The sequence below is a fragment of the Metallosphaera cuprina Ar-4 genome (assembly GCF_000204925.1).
Classification (GTDB): Archaea; Thermoproteota; Thermoprotei_A; order Sulfolobales; family Sulfolobaceae; genus Metallosphaera; species Metallosphaera cuprina.
The window spans coordinates 1,031,172-1,047,437 of sequence record NC_015435.1 but is presented as its reverse complement, the minus strand read 5'-3'; the positions used below and the strand labels follow the sequence as shown (position 1 = coordinate 1,047,437).

Sequence of the window (16,266 nt, the reverse complement as noted above, 5' to 3'; positions counted from 1 at the left end):
TAGCGTTTAGCTCACATCATGAGATAGCTCAAGCGATCTTTCTAGTTTTCCTTATGCGATCTCTAAAAGCCCAAACGTCTTTTTGGGACTGTGCTACCTATATCTCATCTCACGTCAAGCCTTGAGTTCTCCATCACCTTAACCGCTTTGATGTTTAAAAAGTTTTTAATCTTAAAAACCCTTTGGGCTCACCTTAGCTACAGAACCTTTCTGGCCGCGTAGCTCACTATCTCGTTCGTTGAGGGGTGTTGATCGGCGAACTCAGCCAGTTGCCTAGCTGTCAGCCCGTGAGCGACAGCCTGTCCTATCTCGTTTATTAAATATTGAGAGTGAACTCCCACCATCCATCCTCCTAATAGCCTTAAGCTCCCCCTTTCGAAGAAGAGCTTAAGCACACCATCCATTTCGTTATACATCTGAGACATGACCTCATCTTCCATATTGTAGGTCACCTCAATTGCGTCACTGGGGTTTACGTTTCCCACGTAAGAGGCTGAAGGTATCGAGTAGAGCGTTACGGGTACGCTCCTAACGTCAACGTAATCAATAGGCTCTCCGTTAGCCATTATGTTATAAGCTGCGGCCAAGCTCATCCTAACCGCAGCGTGAAAGTAGGGGGCTAAGCCGTTAACGTCGCCTGCCGCGAAAACGTTCTGTAGACTGGTCCTCATCGCTTCGTCAGTCTTAATGTAACCCTTCTCGTTGGTCAATCCCTCACTCCCCTTAGGTATCACAGCTTTCCTCCCTGTAGCTAACATGACTAGATTCGTCCTGAGGCTTCTCTTCACCCCTCCACTTCCGAAGATAACCTCGTATTCGGAGCCAACTTTCTTTACTTCGAATAGGGGCGAGTTGTACATTATGTCCAGCTTTAAGGACGATAGTAACGTCTTCACCATCTGCTCTGGGAAACCCTTGAGGACCCTATCGCCTCTCACTAAGAGGTGAGTCTTCACCCCAAGCTTGGAGAAGACCGATGCGACCTCAATCGCTATGTAACCTCCACCCACTATTACCATGTCCTGGGGGAGGTCAGAAACCTTGCTCTTGTACTCAAACAAATCGTCGCTCGTTATGCAGTACTCCGATCCGGGAAACTTAGGTTTTACAGGTTCGCTTCCGCTAGCTATCAGAACGTACTTAGCTCTCACCTCAACTTCCTTCCCATCAACGTCAACTATTACGTTCTTGGGGTCCCTTATCCTTGCGATACCCTTCATGAAGGTTACTCCTCCGTGCTCGGAGAGCTCCCTTTCGTGTTGTTTGAACCTGATCTCTTGGACCCTATCCTTTTGTCTCTGGATTTCCTTGAAGTCTACCTTCACTTCCTGGCCAAGCACGTTCTTGATCCTGTAAATCGTGTGGGCTAACTCCCTAACTGTCTTAGAGGGGACGCATCCGCTATAGAGACAGTTTCCTCCGAGCACTCCCTTGGGGTCTACCATCAACACGTTATAACCTGACTTAGCTAACCTGAAGGCCCCGGGATAACCTCCTCCTCCTGCGCCTATAACGACGACATCGAAATCCATGATATTAGAACGTTGAAACATAATATAAAAGTTTAGAAAGGTCTCAACGTGAGCGTGTTTAAGCTAAAGACTCTCTGATCCCTTTTGATCTCCGTTTAAATGCTCCTTCGCAGTTCGATTTTAAATAGTTCTCCAAAGTGGAGCCCCAACGATTGTTACGAACAAAACGAAAAGTAACTCACACCCTAAAGCCACAGTTACGCCTTTAACCCTTCACGGGAAGCTATCAGAGGGGTTCAAACGAACCTTCATGAGCTAAAAGGAATTGGTTCGGTTTTCGTCCATTACAATAGATGAAACGGAAATAATCAAGTCTAAAGCCCGTAATATTTACTTAAATAAAAAATAACTTTATACGATTTTAATTCGAAATAACGATAGCTGAGTTCGAAATTAGAATGGATTCTTTGAGACTAAAGCTAACGGGATGAGGACGTCTCACGGTCACAGGTTCAAAGCGGTTTAAAGGGGGATTCATTCTCTACATATTTAAGTGCATGTGAATATATATATTAAATAATGACTATTTATTACTATGTATCTCTATTTAAACTATATACCTCATACTTATTATGTATTGTGAGTTTTGGAATATTGAGATATTATGGGCTTCAACGGTATAAAAGCAGAGGTAAACGTACCAGGACAGATACCCTGGGAGATAATTCTAATCTACTTCATAGGTGCAGTTCTATTAGCTCTCTACTTTGGTAAGAAGACGGGAGGATTGAAGGCCTTCACTACAGTAGACCTAGTTTACATTGGGATAGCAGGAGCTTTTTCAGTCGTTTGGGAGTTTTACATCGGGAGCTTCATAGGGAGGTTCATCCCGAGCACCCCCTTCGTTAGCGTAGGTTTTTGGGGGAGATTTGTAATTGTTTTAATAGTAGCTGCTCTTGTTAGGAAAGTGGGTACTGGTATGCTAACTTTGTTTATTTTCTCTTTATTGAGTGATATATTTCATTACGGTTTCGGAGGGGAACCTATGTTCTTCATTTACGAGACTTTAACTTACGGTCTCTTCGTAGACTTGATGATAGCTGCCACTGGAGGTCACATCTTCAACATTGGGAAGGAGTTGACGGGTGGAGGGACAGGTAGCGCTACCGCAACTAGGCTCTCGACCGTCCTAGCCTTAATTCAGGGAGCAGTCCTAGGGTTCTCCTGGTCTATCCCAGATCCCATATTTTACAGCGCGTTCTTCTCACCCTTCATTTACGGGTCCTACGTTAATTGGTCTCACATATTGTTTAATCTCGTGGCCTTCATTCCCGGAGACGTTATAATAGGAGCTATAGGGGCGATCCTAGCAGTTAGGATAGCTAAGGCTGTGGGACAGTGAGATGAGAGGTGAGGCCAGTGAAATTCGTGGAGGTGAGTAACCTAAGGGTCACCTACCTAGGGAGGACGCGACCTTCACTCGAGGTAGAGGAGCTAGCAATTGACGAAGGAGAGTCCGTACTAGTCTTGGGCAAGTCGGGCTCCGGAAAGTCCACCCTCGTGAACGTTTTGAATGGAGTCATTCCTCACATGATCTCAGCTAGGGTTGAGGGTGAGATCAGGGTCTTCGGAAAGGATCCCAGAAAGACCCCCGTCCACGAGATGTCCCACCTTGTAGGAACCCTTTTGCAGGACCCTGAAGCGCAAATTTTTCACCACATAGTTAGGGACGAGCTAGCCTTCGCTCCGGAGAACTACTGTTTCCCTAGAGTTGAGATCCTGTCTAGGGTGAACGAAGCCTCAAAGATAGTTGGGGTGACTCACCTGATGGAAAGAGAGACGTCCACGCTGTCCGGAGGTGAGTTGCAAAGGGTAGTCCTGGGATCGGTCCTCACCTTGAAACCAAAGTCGTTGATATTGGACGAGCCTACTTCAAACATAGATCCTGACGGAACGGCTGAGATATTGAGCCTGTTGAGGTCCTTTAAGGAGGGCGGAATTAGCATGATAATAGTTGAGCACAAGTTAGAGAGGGTACTACCCTACGTGGATAGGGTTATTCTCGTCGAGGACGGTAGAGTCACGCTAAACGTCACGAGGGAGGAACTTCCTAAGGAGATGGAGAGGCTAATGAGGGCGGGCGTGGAGGTACCGGAGGTTCGAAGGACGGTGTCGAAGAGAAATGCAACGGGTAGGGCGATACTCAAGGGGAAGGTAAAGGTGAGCTCAGGCAGGAAAGTCCTAGTGGACACGGAGATTGAGGTGAGAGAGAGGGAGATCGTCGCCCTCATGGGAAAGAACGGTGCTGGGAAAACGACTCTCCTTAAGGCGATCATGGGCATCTTGGATAACAGATATCAGGTCGTGGCTCACCTCACTATGATGGATAAGGAGATATCGAAGATGCCATATTACGTGAGGGGTAGGTTCATATCCTACCTTCCTCAGAGCTTCGACGTGATGTTCGTCAAGAGGACGGTGGAGGACGAGATCAAGTTCTCATCGGACGACCCTGAGCAACTGATAAGGTTGTTCTCCCTGGATAAGGTGAGGAAGGACGACCCTCTCACCCTCTCCTTCGGACAGAGGAGGAGAGTCGCGTTGGCTTCAATCTTAGGGAGGAGACAGAGGCTGGCTTTGTTGGACGAGCCTACAAGCGGACAGGACTGGTTTCACAGGCGAAGTTTGGGTGAGGAGTTGCAGAAGATGAGGGAAAATGGAGTCTCTTTCCTGGTAGTGACTCACGACTCGCGCTTCGTAGATAGGTTCTGCGATAGGGTCATGGTTATGAGGGAAGGTAAAATAATATACTCTGGCAGTCCGGAACAGGTTTTCGAGAGCAGGCTAGTCATGCCTCCCGTAGAGTACGAGGGGAGAAAATGAGCGTCTTCCACGAGGTTGTGAGCTGGTTAATATTACTTTACGGGGTGGCCCTCCCTGTAGCCGTGATATTGGGCGTGGTTAGGTTAACCGGGCTGAAGGAAATAACCAGGTTTGAGACTGGGAGCGGTTTCCTTTACAGGCTGAACCCCATCACTAAGGTAGCCTTCGGTGTTGTAGTAATGATAGTAGCGTCTGTCACTATTTGGTGGATCGGAGCCACACTAACGTTGGCAGTGTCCCTCCTCTATCTGACCATGAAGGATGGGTTGAAGAAGTTCGGATACCTCCTAGCGTTAATCTTTACGAGCTTAGTAGGCTCGACCTGGAGCGTCGCCCCTTACGTTCCAGACACAATACTCTCAATGGTTTTCCCGAACCCGTCGAGCTATCAGGTCCTCTGGGTCTGGCCCTCCTATTTCCTCGCTATGGGATACCAGCCTGAGTTGACTCTCCAAGCTCTCATTTACGGAGTTCAGATTGGTTTTAGGGTGACCGCAGTGCTCTCCTCCGCTCTCCTCTTGATATTGACTACCACAACCTCAGACATATTCAGGATGTTCACTAAGTTGAGGGTGCCCTTGGCCATAACCTTCTCCCTACTCGTTGGCGTAAAGACCGTCCCAAAAATATTTGAGTTGTTGGACAGCTCCGTAAAGATGCAGTTCCTGAGAGGTCTAGGGGAGGGCAAACCTAGAGTGCTCTACCCCTTCCTTTTCTTCTACGCTGGTTTGCAGGGTATCGTACCTACGATGGTTTACTTACTTAGAGGGGCTAAGACTATGGCCATATCCGCAGACACTAGAGGTTTCAGGGCTTTCAACAGGAGAACCGAGATGAAGGAGTTGGGTTTCGGCAGGGAGGATTACGTAACTTTCGCTGTGATAGTTGGGCTTCTAGCGCTCGCGATCATAGCGAACTACCTAGGCTTCGGTAGGTCAATCCCATACGTGGGGTCGTGAAGAGTTAAGGGTAGAGACAAGGGACGCGACGAAACGTTTAAAACTGCTCTTAAAGCCCTAAATCTCTATTACCTTATCTCTCTCAACCTCGTTCGCGTCCTTACAGCCAGTCTTCACGAGGGATGAGGACATGACGAACCCCTTTCCTGAGTAGAGCTTATAGTACTCCTCAGTCACCTTGTTGTAAGGAGGAAGGAAGTAGTTGTAGTAGAGGAGATGAGATCTCGACATGGGTGATCCAGATCCCCTATCGATCTTGAGGATGATGAGGTTAAGGGCGCTCCTCGTCCAACGCTTAAGTGAGGAGACGTAATTGATCCCCTTTTGAGATATGAACTTAGCTATAAGTTCGGAGTCCACCACGTACTCAGCGTTGAGGTTCAGTTCCTTGGAGAGCGATAGGTCAACGCTCCCGTTGTGAGCCAGGAAGAGTACCTCCCTGTCGTTTGTCTCCAAGTACGGATGAGAATAGATCGAGGATACCAACCTCTTGTCCGATGCCTTCCTGGCGTGAACTACAACCTTCATCTCTCCGGAGAAGCTGTCTATCAACTTGAGCAGGTAGCTCCTCTCTGCAGGATCGAATATGGGGTTTGCGCTCCTGTAGTGTATCAACCTGTCTTGGGTCAGGGCGACAATACCCCATCCGTCTCCATGAGGGCTTCCACTAAGAGGATCGTCCTCTGCAGCCTTCACCAGACACTCAACTAGAGACCTGAGATCGGTCCTGTCCTCTCCGTGGTAGGCGATCATCCTGCACATAAGTTTATTTAAGGAAGTTTGAATTTAAACTTATGCGACCTCTTAAGTAACTCCAAAACCTAATAAACGAGTTCGTCTCATTAATTGTCATGAAGCTCTCAACTTTGGGGTCGAACAAGTACGTGACTACCGTCAACGCTATCCTAACTGAAGTGTTCACTGGGGTCAAACCTGATGAGATCACGGTCTACAGGGAGAGCGAGAGCCTGTCGATGGAGAGAAGGAAAAACGACCTCCTGGACGCGTTACGTCTGCTTGGACTGAAACCTCAGGTTAAGGAAGTCACATTAGAACCGGAAATAACCAAGTGGAGGGACGTCATGTCTAGGGACGAGTCAGACGTCTTTGACCTGACCCCCGGAAGGAAGTACATGGCACTCTCAGCTTACTACTCCAATGCAAAGGAGCTCAGGTACGTTTACCTTAAGAACGAGAGCTACGGTTACAAGGTGTTCGGCTACGTTCCTTTCGAAGATTTATCCGTGATTGACGTTAGGAGTGGAAGAGGGGTAAATTTCGACCCTCCCCCAACTTCTGATGCGCCTGAGAGGTCCAGACTGCTTCCCGAGTCCCTCACGGCGCTAATTAACATACTCTCGCTGAGAGGTAAGGTGGAGACCTTAATCAGCGACAGCGAGTACGAGAGTTTGTGCAAGATGAGGGCAGGAGAGATCGTTTACGAGGAGGAGAACGAGATAAGGGAGGCGGCGAAGGACAGCCTCATCTTAGTTGACACTAACGTTTACATCAACATAGGACCTAGGCTTGAGCGATTGACCAGATCAGAGAGAGGGGTGAGGCTCATCCCCCTCAGATCAGTGTACAACGAGCTCTTGGCTAAGGTCAACGGAGGAAGTAAGGATCGCAACCTTTACAAGTTCATAATGGGTTTGGAAAGCTACAGGGACATACACAAGGTCCCACCCGACAAGGTGCCCAGTTATGGAGACGGAAAGATGCAGCAGAAGGGACCCCCTTATGGGGACAGAGAGATAGTGGAGGAGCTGAAGAGAGTGAAGCAGTCGGTGGAGGATAAGGTGGTTTTCGTAACGGCTGACGTGGAGAACGGGAATAAGGCTCACGGGAACGCGATCCAAACCATCATCCTTCGTAATAAGGTTAAAAGTAAGAGGGACGTGGGAGAGTTGCTTCACTGTCTCGGGAGCACTAGGAACCTAGACAGTCCCAATAAGGACAGGGTGGCGGAGATAACGTTGGACGGAGAGATCGTGGCCGAGGTCATGTACACCCCACCGGACTTAAACGGAGAGAAGTTAACCGAGGTTCGCACTTTGAGGAAGGACCTCAACTACGCCAGCATGCTTGAGAAGCTTCAGAGCTTTTAGAGCTCACGACTGGAGCTTCTCAGTTCTGAATATCAATTCCTTCACCCTAAGTGAGAAACTCCTCATCACAGCGTATCCAGGTGGTGAGGCCTGGAGTAAGTTTGCGTAATCGTCCATGCCTATCTTCTCCAGCGCGTCCTCATCCGCCCTCATCGCCACCTTGGTGTTCGTGAGCGTGAGGATGAGGTCGTTCAAGTCCGTTGGTCTGTGCGTCGCCAGTATAGTTCCCATCCCTCTAACCCTACCTAGCCTAAGTATCTTATTGATTAACCTCTCCAAGCCCTCCTTATCCTCCTCCTTTCTCGCCTGCGGGAAGTACTCGTGGGCCTCGTCAAAAATCAATAGGAACGGGGTCTCTCTACCGTTATTTTTGTACCTCTGGTCTATTATGTTGAACACCTTCGCTATCGTCAGGAAGGCTGACACAGTGGCGCTCGAGACTCCCCTCTCAAGGGCCCACCTCAAGTCCATGACCGACTTTCCAGTCAGAAGCTCTTCGTAGTTAGGTTCGCCGAGTGTGAACCGCCTGGTCCCCTCCCTTATCGTTACGTCTAATATCCCAGTGTCCTCAAGCATCCTGACCGACCTCTTTATGTTGTCCATCGTGGTGGAATGAACGGACATATCCCTCATGACGTCCTCACATTGCTGAATCCACTCGTCCACGGCTGCCATGCAGTTCTCCGTTACGATCCTGAAGAAGTAAGCCCCTTGAGAGGTGAAGAAAGGCGAAACGGACGTCAACTCCTTATAGTTATCGCGTAACCTGAACCCAACTAGGATCATGTTGAAGGAGCCGCTCCCGTCGGAAAGCTTAACCTTCTGTCCGTCAATCCTCTCTATTTTAAACCTCTGCAGGTTAGTTCTCCTCAAGAACTGATTTATGAAATCCGTAACCCCACTTGCGTAGTCCACCGTGACTGGAACTAGCACGTTCCCTCCAAGCTCCGCTATCAACCTTATGTAATCCCCTTGGAGATCGAAGGCCAGCGCAGGCACCTCGCTCCTCGATATGATGAGCTTGAGCAGGTTAGTCTTTCCTGCACCCGTCGTGCCTACAACCAGCACGTGATGTCTCAACATCTCCTCGGTAAGCGGTACATCAACGTCCATCTCCTTGTACCCCTCGATGAGCTTACCTATGCTCAAACCCCTCACGTTAAGCCCTAGCATCTCCTTGACGAACTCCTTGTTAGGGAAGAATAGAGGACTTTGAGGGTCGACCGGGGAGGATGGGGGAACTACCTCATCCCCAACCTTCTCGGAGAGCAACTCAATGGTTAAAGAGAGAGGTGTGGTTATCCCTGTAGGGTCCACGCTCGGAGAGAGGGCCGGCACCTTGGTTATGGAGAGGATGTCTGACCTCTCCAGCGCTATTATCCTCCCGAGCATTAGGGTCCTGGGAACTAGGAGGGATATACCAACGTAAGTTCCTATCACGAACTTCCTCTTCAGGTAGACGTCGTAGGATATCTCAGCCCTGATCTGGTTGTTTTCAATTCCATGAGATATTGTAGACACCCTACTGACCAGGCCCACGACCTCACCGAACCTACTCGCCCTAATCTTAGCCTCCTCCACCATGTTCAAATCTTCCATCTCATCACCTAATCTAATTCGAAACCTCCAAGTTAGCTAAGGTGAACGTGTTCCAGTCATCGTAGGTCACGCCGATTAAGGACTTGGCGTACGAGAAGGAGAGGATGAAGGCGGAGGCGCTCAGCTTCCTCGCCAGCCTGTCCGCCACCTCGATGAAGGTTGGTATACCCCTATACGACACGTCCCTCAAGGCAGTTGATACCCCCCTACAAAGCAGTCCCCTATCTTGGCTCTCAACTCTAAACACCGAGTCCCTGACCTTAACGTAGACCATGAACCTCTCCAACTTAGAATCAGAGAGAGGTAGTTCCTCTCTAAACACTGGGGTGATGTAAGATGTCCTCCCCTTTCCCAACTCCATGACCACTACGTCATCCGTTGGGTTACCTCCCAGTTTCCACAACCCGTCCACTCTCATCAACTTCCTTGAGAAGTTCAACCTCTTCACAATCCCTATCAGAGAGTCCTTCTTTCTCTCCTTAATGAGCCTCTCGAAGGCTGACGCGTAGGGTTCCCCCACAAGGGGTAGGTAGGGACCAGGATAAACCGGTCCATCCACTATGGTGATCCCAGCTCGATTAATGAAGTAGTTCTCCAATGAGATCCTCAGCTCGTCCAATATGTTATCGTCCTTGTAGTTCTCGTCGTAAGGGACACCGTTAACGTTCTCCGTTCTGACTAGGTTTGAGATAGGGGAGCTCTTTATCTCCTTTACAACGTCCTCAGATCCCTTAATCGCAACGAAGGGGAACTCAGCTTGAGCCGGGATGGTGAAGTGTTTCCCCTCCATGTTTCCGTAAAGGGAGGCTATGTAGACGTTAGCTCCCCTTACGCTCACAGTTTTGGCGGACGAATCTAGGTACGAGAACTTGAGTAAAGGATCGCAGGATTCTAGCTCTCCTTCTACGGTTAAAGAGCCGGCCTCACTCGGGCTCTCTTGACTTACTCCCAGAAAGGGACTACGGCCCTTAACCTTAGAGAGGGTAAAGAAAAGCTCCCTTATGAACTCGTGACCCTCCAATTTAAACCCACCATGAGCTGAAATTACTGCCCTGCAAATTTATAGGCTAGTTTTGAGGCAGCCCTGTAAACCTCAAGTTTGTTTTTCTCCTTAAGGTCTTTCGAACTCTCATCCGACTTAGTCACGTTAATAGAGTAAAGCTCCCTGTTAGCGAAGTACAGTAAGTCAGTCTCTCTTTTAGATCCCATGATCACCTCGTACAGAAGGTTGCACACTCTGATGGAGAAAGACCTGGTCTCTGATTTAGGGGACATTGCGTCACTTGTTAACCTCTCTAAATAATTTTGGTCATTGCCTAATTTCCCATTCAATCTGTTTACTATCCTCTCGAGGCTCACCCTGTATCCCTCTTTGACTGTTGCGGGACTCATACCTCCAGCGTCGGACATAGTGTAAATCTGCATCGCGTCAGTTATCAAAGCCCCATTCTTGATCATTTGGTAGGAGAGCCAAAGTAGGAAGGCGGTGGTAGGGTAGAGTCCGGGGATCCTATCTACCTTCTCCATCAATACAGGTAAATTGTGGAATGACTGAGAGACGTCAATGGGGAAGATGTGAACGCCTACCCTACTTCCTTCGCTAGAGGCCTCACCCAACCTACTTAAGACCCATCCGGCTACAGACGTTATCAAGTACAGGGCGTCTATTTTGATCTCGCTTTTCCTACTCTGGTTCTTCCCCTCCTCATAACCCGGCACTCTGCCGTACTCATACATGTCGGGCTTTATGAAAGACATTGCGCTCACCTTTTCACACTTTTCCGCCATATCGACGTTCACTTTACTCAATATCTCGGAGATCGTAGATTGAGTCGGTATGTTTAAACATCTGAGAACCTTTTCGAAGGGTTTCTTGTCGTTACCACTCATTGGGAGTATCATTATAGGCTCCTGCTTTTTCGGGTTTTTCCTCCTCTCTTCCTTCACCTCGGCCACCTCCTTAGCGATCCTGATCACGTCAACGAAATTTTCATCTTCTATCTCTACACCCGTCTCTGTTCTCCGTCCCCCCGCTAGAGTCGCGAAGGTCATTACGTAAAAGTCTCCAAAGATCCCTTGCATGTTTATTTTAATGGTCAACTACTATCACCTTCATGTTCTGAAGTGATTGAATGAACCTTGATTTATTCCTTGAGGTTTCGTCTTTCGACCTGTTCTGTGAGCTGTCCAGGTTATCTCCTATTATTATAGGAAAGAGTAACAGAATGTAAGGCTTTGCCAATGGCTTTGTCGCCATAAATTCGACCCAGTGCTTCATTTCCTGGAAGTTAGATTTATCGTAGTCAACAGGACTCACGTTATCCACCACTCCAGTAACCTTCCTAATTAGGGATGAGATTTGAGGGTCTGAGACCAAAACTGATCCGTAATTCTTTAACTTGAGCATTTCAGGTTTTATCTCGCCTTCATAACCTTTTAAGTTGCTTACCGTTCTAATTGCGTTCAAGTGATTAAGTATGGCCAGGATTGACCAAAGCTTCACTAAGTTGCTATTCCACTTAGCATTGAAGAGAACTAGAGCGCCGCTCACCTCGTGAAGCCTAAAGCTGCTTTTTGAAGCCTCACAGCTATCGTTAAATTTTTTCTGATAATAATCATCAGCCTTACCTATATCGTGTATCGCAGTTAGGAACCTGATTAAGTCCCTCCACCTCTCCCAACTCATTCCCTGGATCGTTCTAACGTCAGCCTCCTCAACTCGACCAGATTTCAAAGAGTGTTGCATGAACCGGTCCATCCTCCTCTTCACGGTCTTGAAGTAGCCGTCTTTAAACACAGCGTCAACGTTCGACAACGAGCCTAAAGAATGATCCCTCAGCGTTTGGTTAACGAACGCACACGGTTTCATGGAGTTTACACCTCTCATATGATCGCACCCTCCTCCTTGTCGTAGCTTTCTATGACAACTCCATCTATCCCTAACTTGAGGAACTGAAGCGGGAGGCAGTCTTTCAAACTTTTTAGTCTAGCTTGAGAAGGGTGCATGAATTGACCGTTCTTTACAATCATATTACCTGCGTTTATCAAATCTTTCGCCTCCTGATCCGTTAATGGAACCGCGCACTCTGGAGACGTACATCCGTGTGGAAAGCCCATGACTAGAGATACATCCCTTGTTAACGAACAGACTTCTTCAAGGAGCTCAGTGGTTGCCCCAGATGTGTAAAGAGCCACATCATCTATCATGTTTAACGAAGTCCTAAGGGAGGGATCTACATCTACATTAACTTTGTAAAATTGCATAAGGCTATGATCTATTACATTATTTTCCTCAATTAACTTCACGGCTTGATCAACCTCACTCCTTTCATAAACCTTCCCCATAAAGGGTATGATTATCACTTCACCTTCCCCTCCATACCTTGCCACTCTACCAGCTCGCTGTATCAAGTTGGGTAGAGGCGCGGCTTCCGTGATCAACGTGTCGAAAGACACGTCCACCCCAGCTTCTATGACCTGAGTTGAGATGACTAGCTTAGCCTGCTCGTTTCTATTGACAATCTTGTTGACCTTTTCTACCCTATCGCGTGAGCTGAACTTTGAGTGTATCAACAGGGGGGAGTAACCTAGACCCTTGAGTTTGCGGTAGGCGTTAATGGCTTCCGTCCTAGTGTTGAACACTATCAAGGTCCTTTTCTCCGTGTCTATCCGAGGTAAATCGCTTTCAAACCTTATGTCGATTGACCTTTTAACTGGGGAGTCAATCACGTTCACTTCGGTTAAGCTCACTCCCTCCTTTATCAAGGACTCCTTTATCAAGGACTTCACGCTATCAGGCATCGTTGCGGTAGCTATGATGAAAGGTACGCCCATGGACCCTAAGGACTTCAAGGACGCAATGGCAGAGGTTAGCGGTTTCCCGTCCTCCGAGAAGAGGTGAAATTCGTCAAACACTACGATCGAGGAGTATATGGCCCCTCGTGGAACCTCGAAGTGCGTCCCCAAACCGTTCAAGCCTCTGTCGATCTCAGCCACTGGAAGTTTGAAAAGGTTTAACACGAAGGTGTCCAAAGTAGTCACGTTAGCCTTAAGTAGGAAGTATGGCGAATCGTGAAAGTCCATGTCCTGTGCTCCTACGAGATCTTGATTTAGACCGATCTTAGCCAAACTGTACCTGAGCTTAGCCGTAAGGTCCTGAACGATGCTCCTATAGGGCAGCACGTGAATCACTCTGTCGAAGTTATCGTTCCCTTGAACGGCAGCGACAGCTAGGGCCTTAGTTATCGAAGTTTTACCGTAACCCGTGGGGGCGGTTAAAATCACGGAGTGCCCGTTCTCGATCTCATCCAGCGTTTCCGTTATCTTATCTCTAGGTTCTACGTTTTCTTTGGAGCATATATCCTTATAAATGTCACTCAACGACGACGTACTCTCCACCCACCTCGTAAGCCCTCTTCGCGTTAACCTCAATTGAGGTACTTGATATTGGAAAGGGATTTAGAGGAATAACGTATCTCACCGATTCAACCTTTTCTCCCCACACGAATCCACCTTTCCAGAAGTTCGCTAAGACCACGGGACCGGTCTTATGCTCCACGGTCTCTGGGAAGTAGTACTTGGTCTCCAGGTTACCGCTCGTCTCCTTCGCCTCTCCCACCTCAACATCCTCAACGCTGACCAACCCTTCTTTAGACCCTAACCTGACTATTGACCAGCTCAACCTGTACAGCTTGTCCGGAGGTATGGTAGTAACGTAAACCAGTCTGAGCGTAGCGTTAGGTCCGTAAACCTTCCCTGTAGGAACTATGTTGAAAATGTACCTCTCATCATTCCTCCTTTCCGGTTTTTGAAAGTAACTTGTTACGTTCCTTATCACATCCTCAGAGTAAGTTACAGCGCTATCGTCATCGAACCTGGCGGCTGCGCAAATCACCTTCTCGGGTTGAGAGGACGCCTTGGACTCGCTATTGAAAGCCTCTGCTGGAGAGGACGGGAAATCCAGCGAGTCTACACCTCTGTACTCCCCGTAGCTGAGCGCTCCGATCAAGGTGGTGGGTGGAGGCAAGATAGTTGATCTCTTTGCCTTAGAGGTGGCTGGGTAAGCGACGGAGAAACCCCAGTGCAGTCTTACCTTCACTTTAGAGAAGGTGAGAGTCAAAATCCCATCTCTAATTACTTGACGTTTTCAAGTGACTTTTTGGCCTCCTCAAGCAATCTCCTTATCATGTCCTCCGGGTCTGAAATCCTCTCGGCGCTCCCCAAGTTAAGTCCCTCCCTGTCAATGGCGTAAGTCAAAACCCTTTTACCTCCCAGAACGTCTTTAGCCTTTTTGACTCTATCTCCGGTCAGGCTTATGTAATCGTTAGAGTGCCCTGGTTCAGTAATGAACGGGAAGTCCGTTACGGTAACCACCGCCGACTTAAGTTCCATGGACGGGAGGAACCTAGATCTCTTACCTCCAAAGTTTCCAGTGAGGACAGTGTAAAGCGATTTGATTGCAGCCTCCACCCTATTCATCTTCTGCTCCTGTAATCTCTTCTCTCCCTCAACTTGAGGACCGGGATTCGAAGGCACCGCAACTTTCTCCTCATCAAGCATGAAACTCAACGTGTAAAGGGCTGAGCCCACCTCAACGTTGAATATGGCTTGATTCTCCATTTTGCTGGAGGAGTACCTAACGTGGAACTGTGCCTCAAGTTGAGCTGGGATGTCCCCATTACCTAAGACCGGGATCATGTAACCAACGGAGAACTTTGAGCTTCTCCTAACTGGATTGCCCCCTGCGTACATGAACCCGCCGACGTCAGCTACTAAGTCTTTAAGCATAACGTCAACTTCAAATCTTCTCGCGTCGTTGAGCGTCTTTCCCTCCTTCTTAGGTGGACTTATGCCCTCCGCTTCTAGCATATCATCATCTGAGAACTTTATGAGCTCCCCCTGTCTGGTCCTAGCTGTCACCGGTAACTTCAACTTGTCTGCCATGTCAACAAGAGCCATCTGATAGGCGTGAGCTATCGATTCCCCTGATATCACCGGCACGTACCTTATTACGTACTCTCCACCAGTCTTAGTCACGATAGGTGCGGTCCTGTGTCTAGTTAAGTTCCCTACAGACTCCACTCCGTTAAGGGACTCCACGTTAACCAAGAACCTAACGCTTCCAGATATCATTGTCCCACCCTGACTAAAGCGTTGTTTACTGTAGCCATGGCCAAGGCCCCAGCCTTTCTGGCTAGGTAGATGTTGTTCTCCACATCGTGTATGAACTGTTCCACATCGTATGGTGTGGGGAGGTCTCCGTATATTATAACCGTTTTCTCACCGTCCTTAGATACCTTTATGGAGATCTGGGGTTTTTCCCCAGGTAGCTTATTTATTTCCTTGTTGTTTAGCCCCACGTTTAATATCCTTTCGCTCTCACCTATTACCTTCACTACGGCCTCCTTAGATAACGCGTTGGATATCCTATCTAAAAAAGTGGGGGACTCCGCGTATATTGACACGGCAGCCAAGAGGTTGGCCACCTTCTTTATTGTGAACTCAAGATTTGAACTCATCAACATAGTAATCTCGACACTACTATTTAAGCGTTATGGTAGGTAAATGTATTTCATAGTTGCGAATTACGTGAGAAATTTAGAAAGATGATTCCCTTGTTCTTGAGCACTAGCCTATCATCAGAAGAGGAAAGGAAACCGTTCTTCTCCAACTCTTTCACCCTCCTCCACACCGTTGCGTTGGGAATTTTCAACTTCTTCGAGATTAAGGCTATCTTATTTTCACCTTTTTGAATAGCGCTCAAGATTTTCAAGTCTGTGCTGTCCACGGCGTAGCCCATCATGTCGCTCACCCTGAAACTCACTACGTCCTGAAGGGATTCGGGCTCCACCTCCACTTCAGCGTCGAGTCTAAGAAGGAGGAACGCCGTCAAAATCTCAATGTTCACGAGCCTCATACCGCTCGATAGGTTGAGAATGTAGTCAACGTAGGAGGATTTCCTCAACCACGTCATGACGTTACTGACCGCGATCGGGAAGTTCATGTGATCAACCTGTAGAACCTCTAGGCTCACGTGAGCCTCATCGAGAAGCCTCCTCAACGAGCTTATCGCCTTCTCCGTCTTCTCGTTCTCAGTGGACGGTTTAACCACGAGGACGTAATCGACCTGCTGCCTTCCCCTCCTCAGGAAGCTCCTAACTAGGAACTTCTCGTCGAACCCAATCGAGGATATTAAACAAGCCACGGAGAACTTTCACAAATGAGAGATAAAAAATAACCTATAAT

General features: G+C 48.2%; 15 protein-coding genes. 4 read left to right on the top strand and 11 right to left on the bottom strand.

All coding sequences use genetic code 11. The annotated features are described in order from the left end of the window. Nucleotides 1-197: 197 nt before the first annotated feature. Nucleotides 198-1,532 (bottom strand): dihydrolipoyl dehydrogenase, encoded by a 1,335-nt coding sequence (locus MCUP_RS05455; RefSeq protein WP_013737766.1) that lies wholly within the window; start codon nt 1,530-1,532, stop codon nt 198-200. A gap of 604 nt (nt 1,533-2,136) precedes the next feature. Here MCUP_RS05455 and MCUP_RS05450 point away from each other — a divergent pair. From MCUP_RS05450 to MCUP_RS05440, 3 genes are read left to right on the top strand one after another with little or no spacing between them, the layout of a single operon-like run. Beyond that, nucleotides 2,137-2,874, top strand: a complete 738-nt coding sequence (locus MCUP_RS05450) for a hypothetical protein (protein WP_013737765.1) — start codon at nt 2,137-2,139, stop codon at nt 2,872-2,874. Between the two features lie 17 nt (nt 2,875-2,891). Then, a complete protein-coding gene (locus MCUP_RS05445) occupies nt 2,892-4,355 on the top strand; it encodes an ABC transporter ATP-binding protein (protein WP_048057741.1) in 1,464 nt (487 codons plus the stop codon). Beyond that, the gene (locus tag MCUP_RS05440) at nt 4,352-5,314 is read left to right on the top strand and encodes an energy-coupling factor transporter transmembrane component T family protein (protein ID WP_013737763.1); all 963 of its coding nucleotides are present in this window, start codon (nt 4,352-4,354) and stop codon (nt 5,312-5,314) included. The genes MCUP_RS05445 and MCUP_RS05440 overlap by 4 nt, the downstream gene beginning before the upstream one ends. Nucleotides 5,315-5,371: 57 nt before the next feature. Here MCUP_RS05440 and MCUP_RS05435 read toward each other — a convergent pair whose 3' ends face one another. Beyond that, entirely contained in the window at nt 5,372-6,076 is a 705-nt protein-coding gene (locus tag MCUP_RS05435) for a class II glutamine amidotransferase domain-containing protein (protein ID WP_148230909.1), read from the bottom strand. A gap of 89 nt (nt 6,077-6,165) precedes the next feature. Between MCUP_RS05435 and MCUP_RS05430 the strand changes: the two genes are divergently transcribed. Then, a complete protein-coding gene (locus tag MCUP_RS05430) occupies nt 6,166-7,422 on the top strand; it encodes a PIN domain-containing protein (RefSeq protein ID WP_013737761.1) in 1,257 nt (418 codons plus the stop codon). 3 nt (nt 7,423-7,425) lie between these two features. On the opposite strand, the gene MCUP_RS05425 is transcribed toward MCUP_RS05430, so the two are convergent. The 9 genes from MCUP_RS05425 to csa3 are packed head-to-tail and all read right to left on the bottom strand — an operon-like array spanning nt 7,426 to nt 16,225. After that, nucleotides 7,426-9,021, bottom strand: a complete 1,596-nt coding sequence (locus MCUP_RS05425) for an ATP-binding protein (RefSeq protein ID WP_013737760.1) — start codon at nt 9,019-9,021, stop codon at nt 7,426-7,428. A gap of 13 nt (nt 9,022-9,034) precedes the next feature. After that, on the bottom strand, nt 9,035-10,042 hold the full coding sequence (locus MCUP_RS05420; RefSeq protein ID WP_013737759.1) for a DNA double-strand break repair nuclease NurA: 1,008 nt from the start codon (nt 10,040-10,042) through the stop codon (nt 9,035-9,037). Between the two features lie 23 nt (nt 10,043-10,065). Next, nucleotides 10,066-11,121: a type I-A CRISPR-associated protein CsaX gene (csaX, locus tag MCUP_RS05415; RefSeq protein ID WP_013737758.1), complete on the bottom strand. Its 1,056-nt coding sequence runs from the start codon at nt 11,119-11,121 to the stop codon at nt 10,066-10,068. Beyond that, complete coding sequence (locus tag MCUP_RS05410; protein ID WP_013737757.1) at nt 11,111-11,908, bottom strand: CRISPR-associated endonuclease Cas3''; 798 nt, start codon at nt 11,906-11,908, stop codon at nt 11,111-11,113. Before MCUP_RS05410 ends, csaX begins: the two co-directional genes overlap by 11 nt. After that, entirely contained in the window at nt 11,905-13,419 is a 1,515-nt protein-coding gene (gene cas3 / locus MCUP_RS05405) for a CRISPR-associated helicase Cas3' (protein WP_048057517.1), read from the bottom strand. The genes MCUP_RS05410 and cas3 overlap by 4 nt, the downstream gene beginning before the upstream one ends. Continuing rightward, a complete protein-coding gene (cas5a, locus tag MCUP_RS05400; RefSeq protein ID WP_013737755.1) occupies nt 13,394-14,140 on the bottom strand; it encodes a type I-A CRISPR-associated protein Cas5a in 747 nt (248 codons plus the stop codon). Before cas5a ends, cas3 begins: the two co-directional genes overlap by 26 nt. A 14-nt stretch (nt 14,141-14,154) precedes the next feature. Then, nucleotides 14,155-15,153: a type I-A CRISPR-associated protein Cas7/Csa2 gene (cas7a, locus tag MCUP_RS05395; RefSeq protein ID WP_013737754.1), complete on the bottom strand. Its 999-nt coding sequence runs from the start codon at nt 15,151-15,153 to the stop codon at nt 14,155-14,157. Further along, the gene (csa5, locus tag MCUP_RS05390) at nt 15,150-15,539 is read right to left on the bottom strand and encodes a type I-A CRISPR-associated protein Csa5 (protein WP_148230908.1); all 390 of its coding nucleotides are present in this window, start codon (nt 15,537-15,539) and stop codon (nt 15,150-15,152) included. Before csa5 ends, cas7a begins: the two co-directional genes overlap by 4 nt. Nucleotides 15,540-15,592: 53 nt before the next feature. Beyond that, a complete protein-coding gene (csa3, locus tag MCUP_RS05385; RefSeq protein ID WP_013737752.1) occupies nt 15,593-16,225 on the bottom strand; it encodes a CRISPR-associated CARF protein Csa3 in 633 nt (210 codons plus the stop codon). Nucleotides 16,226-16,266: the final 41 nt, after the last annotated feature.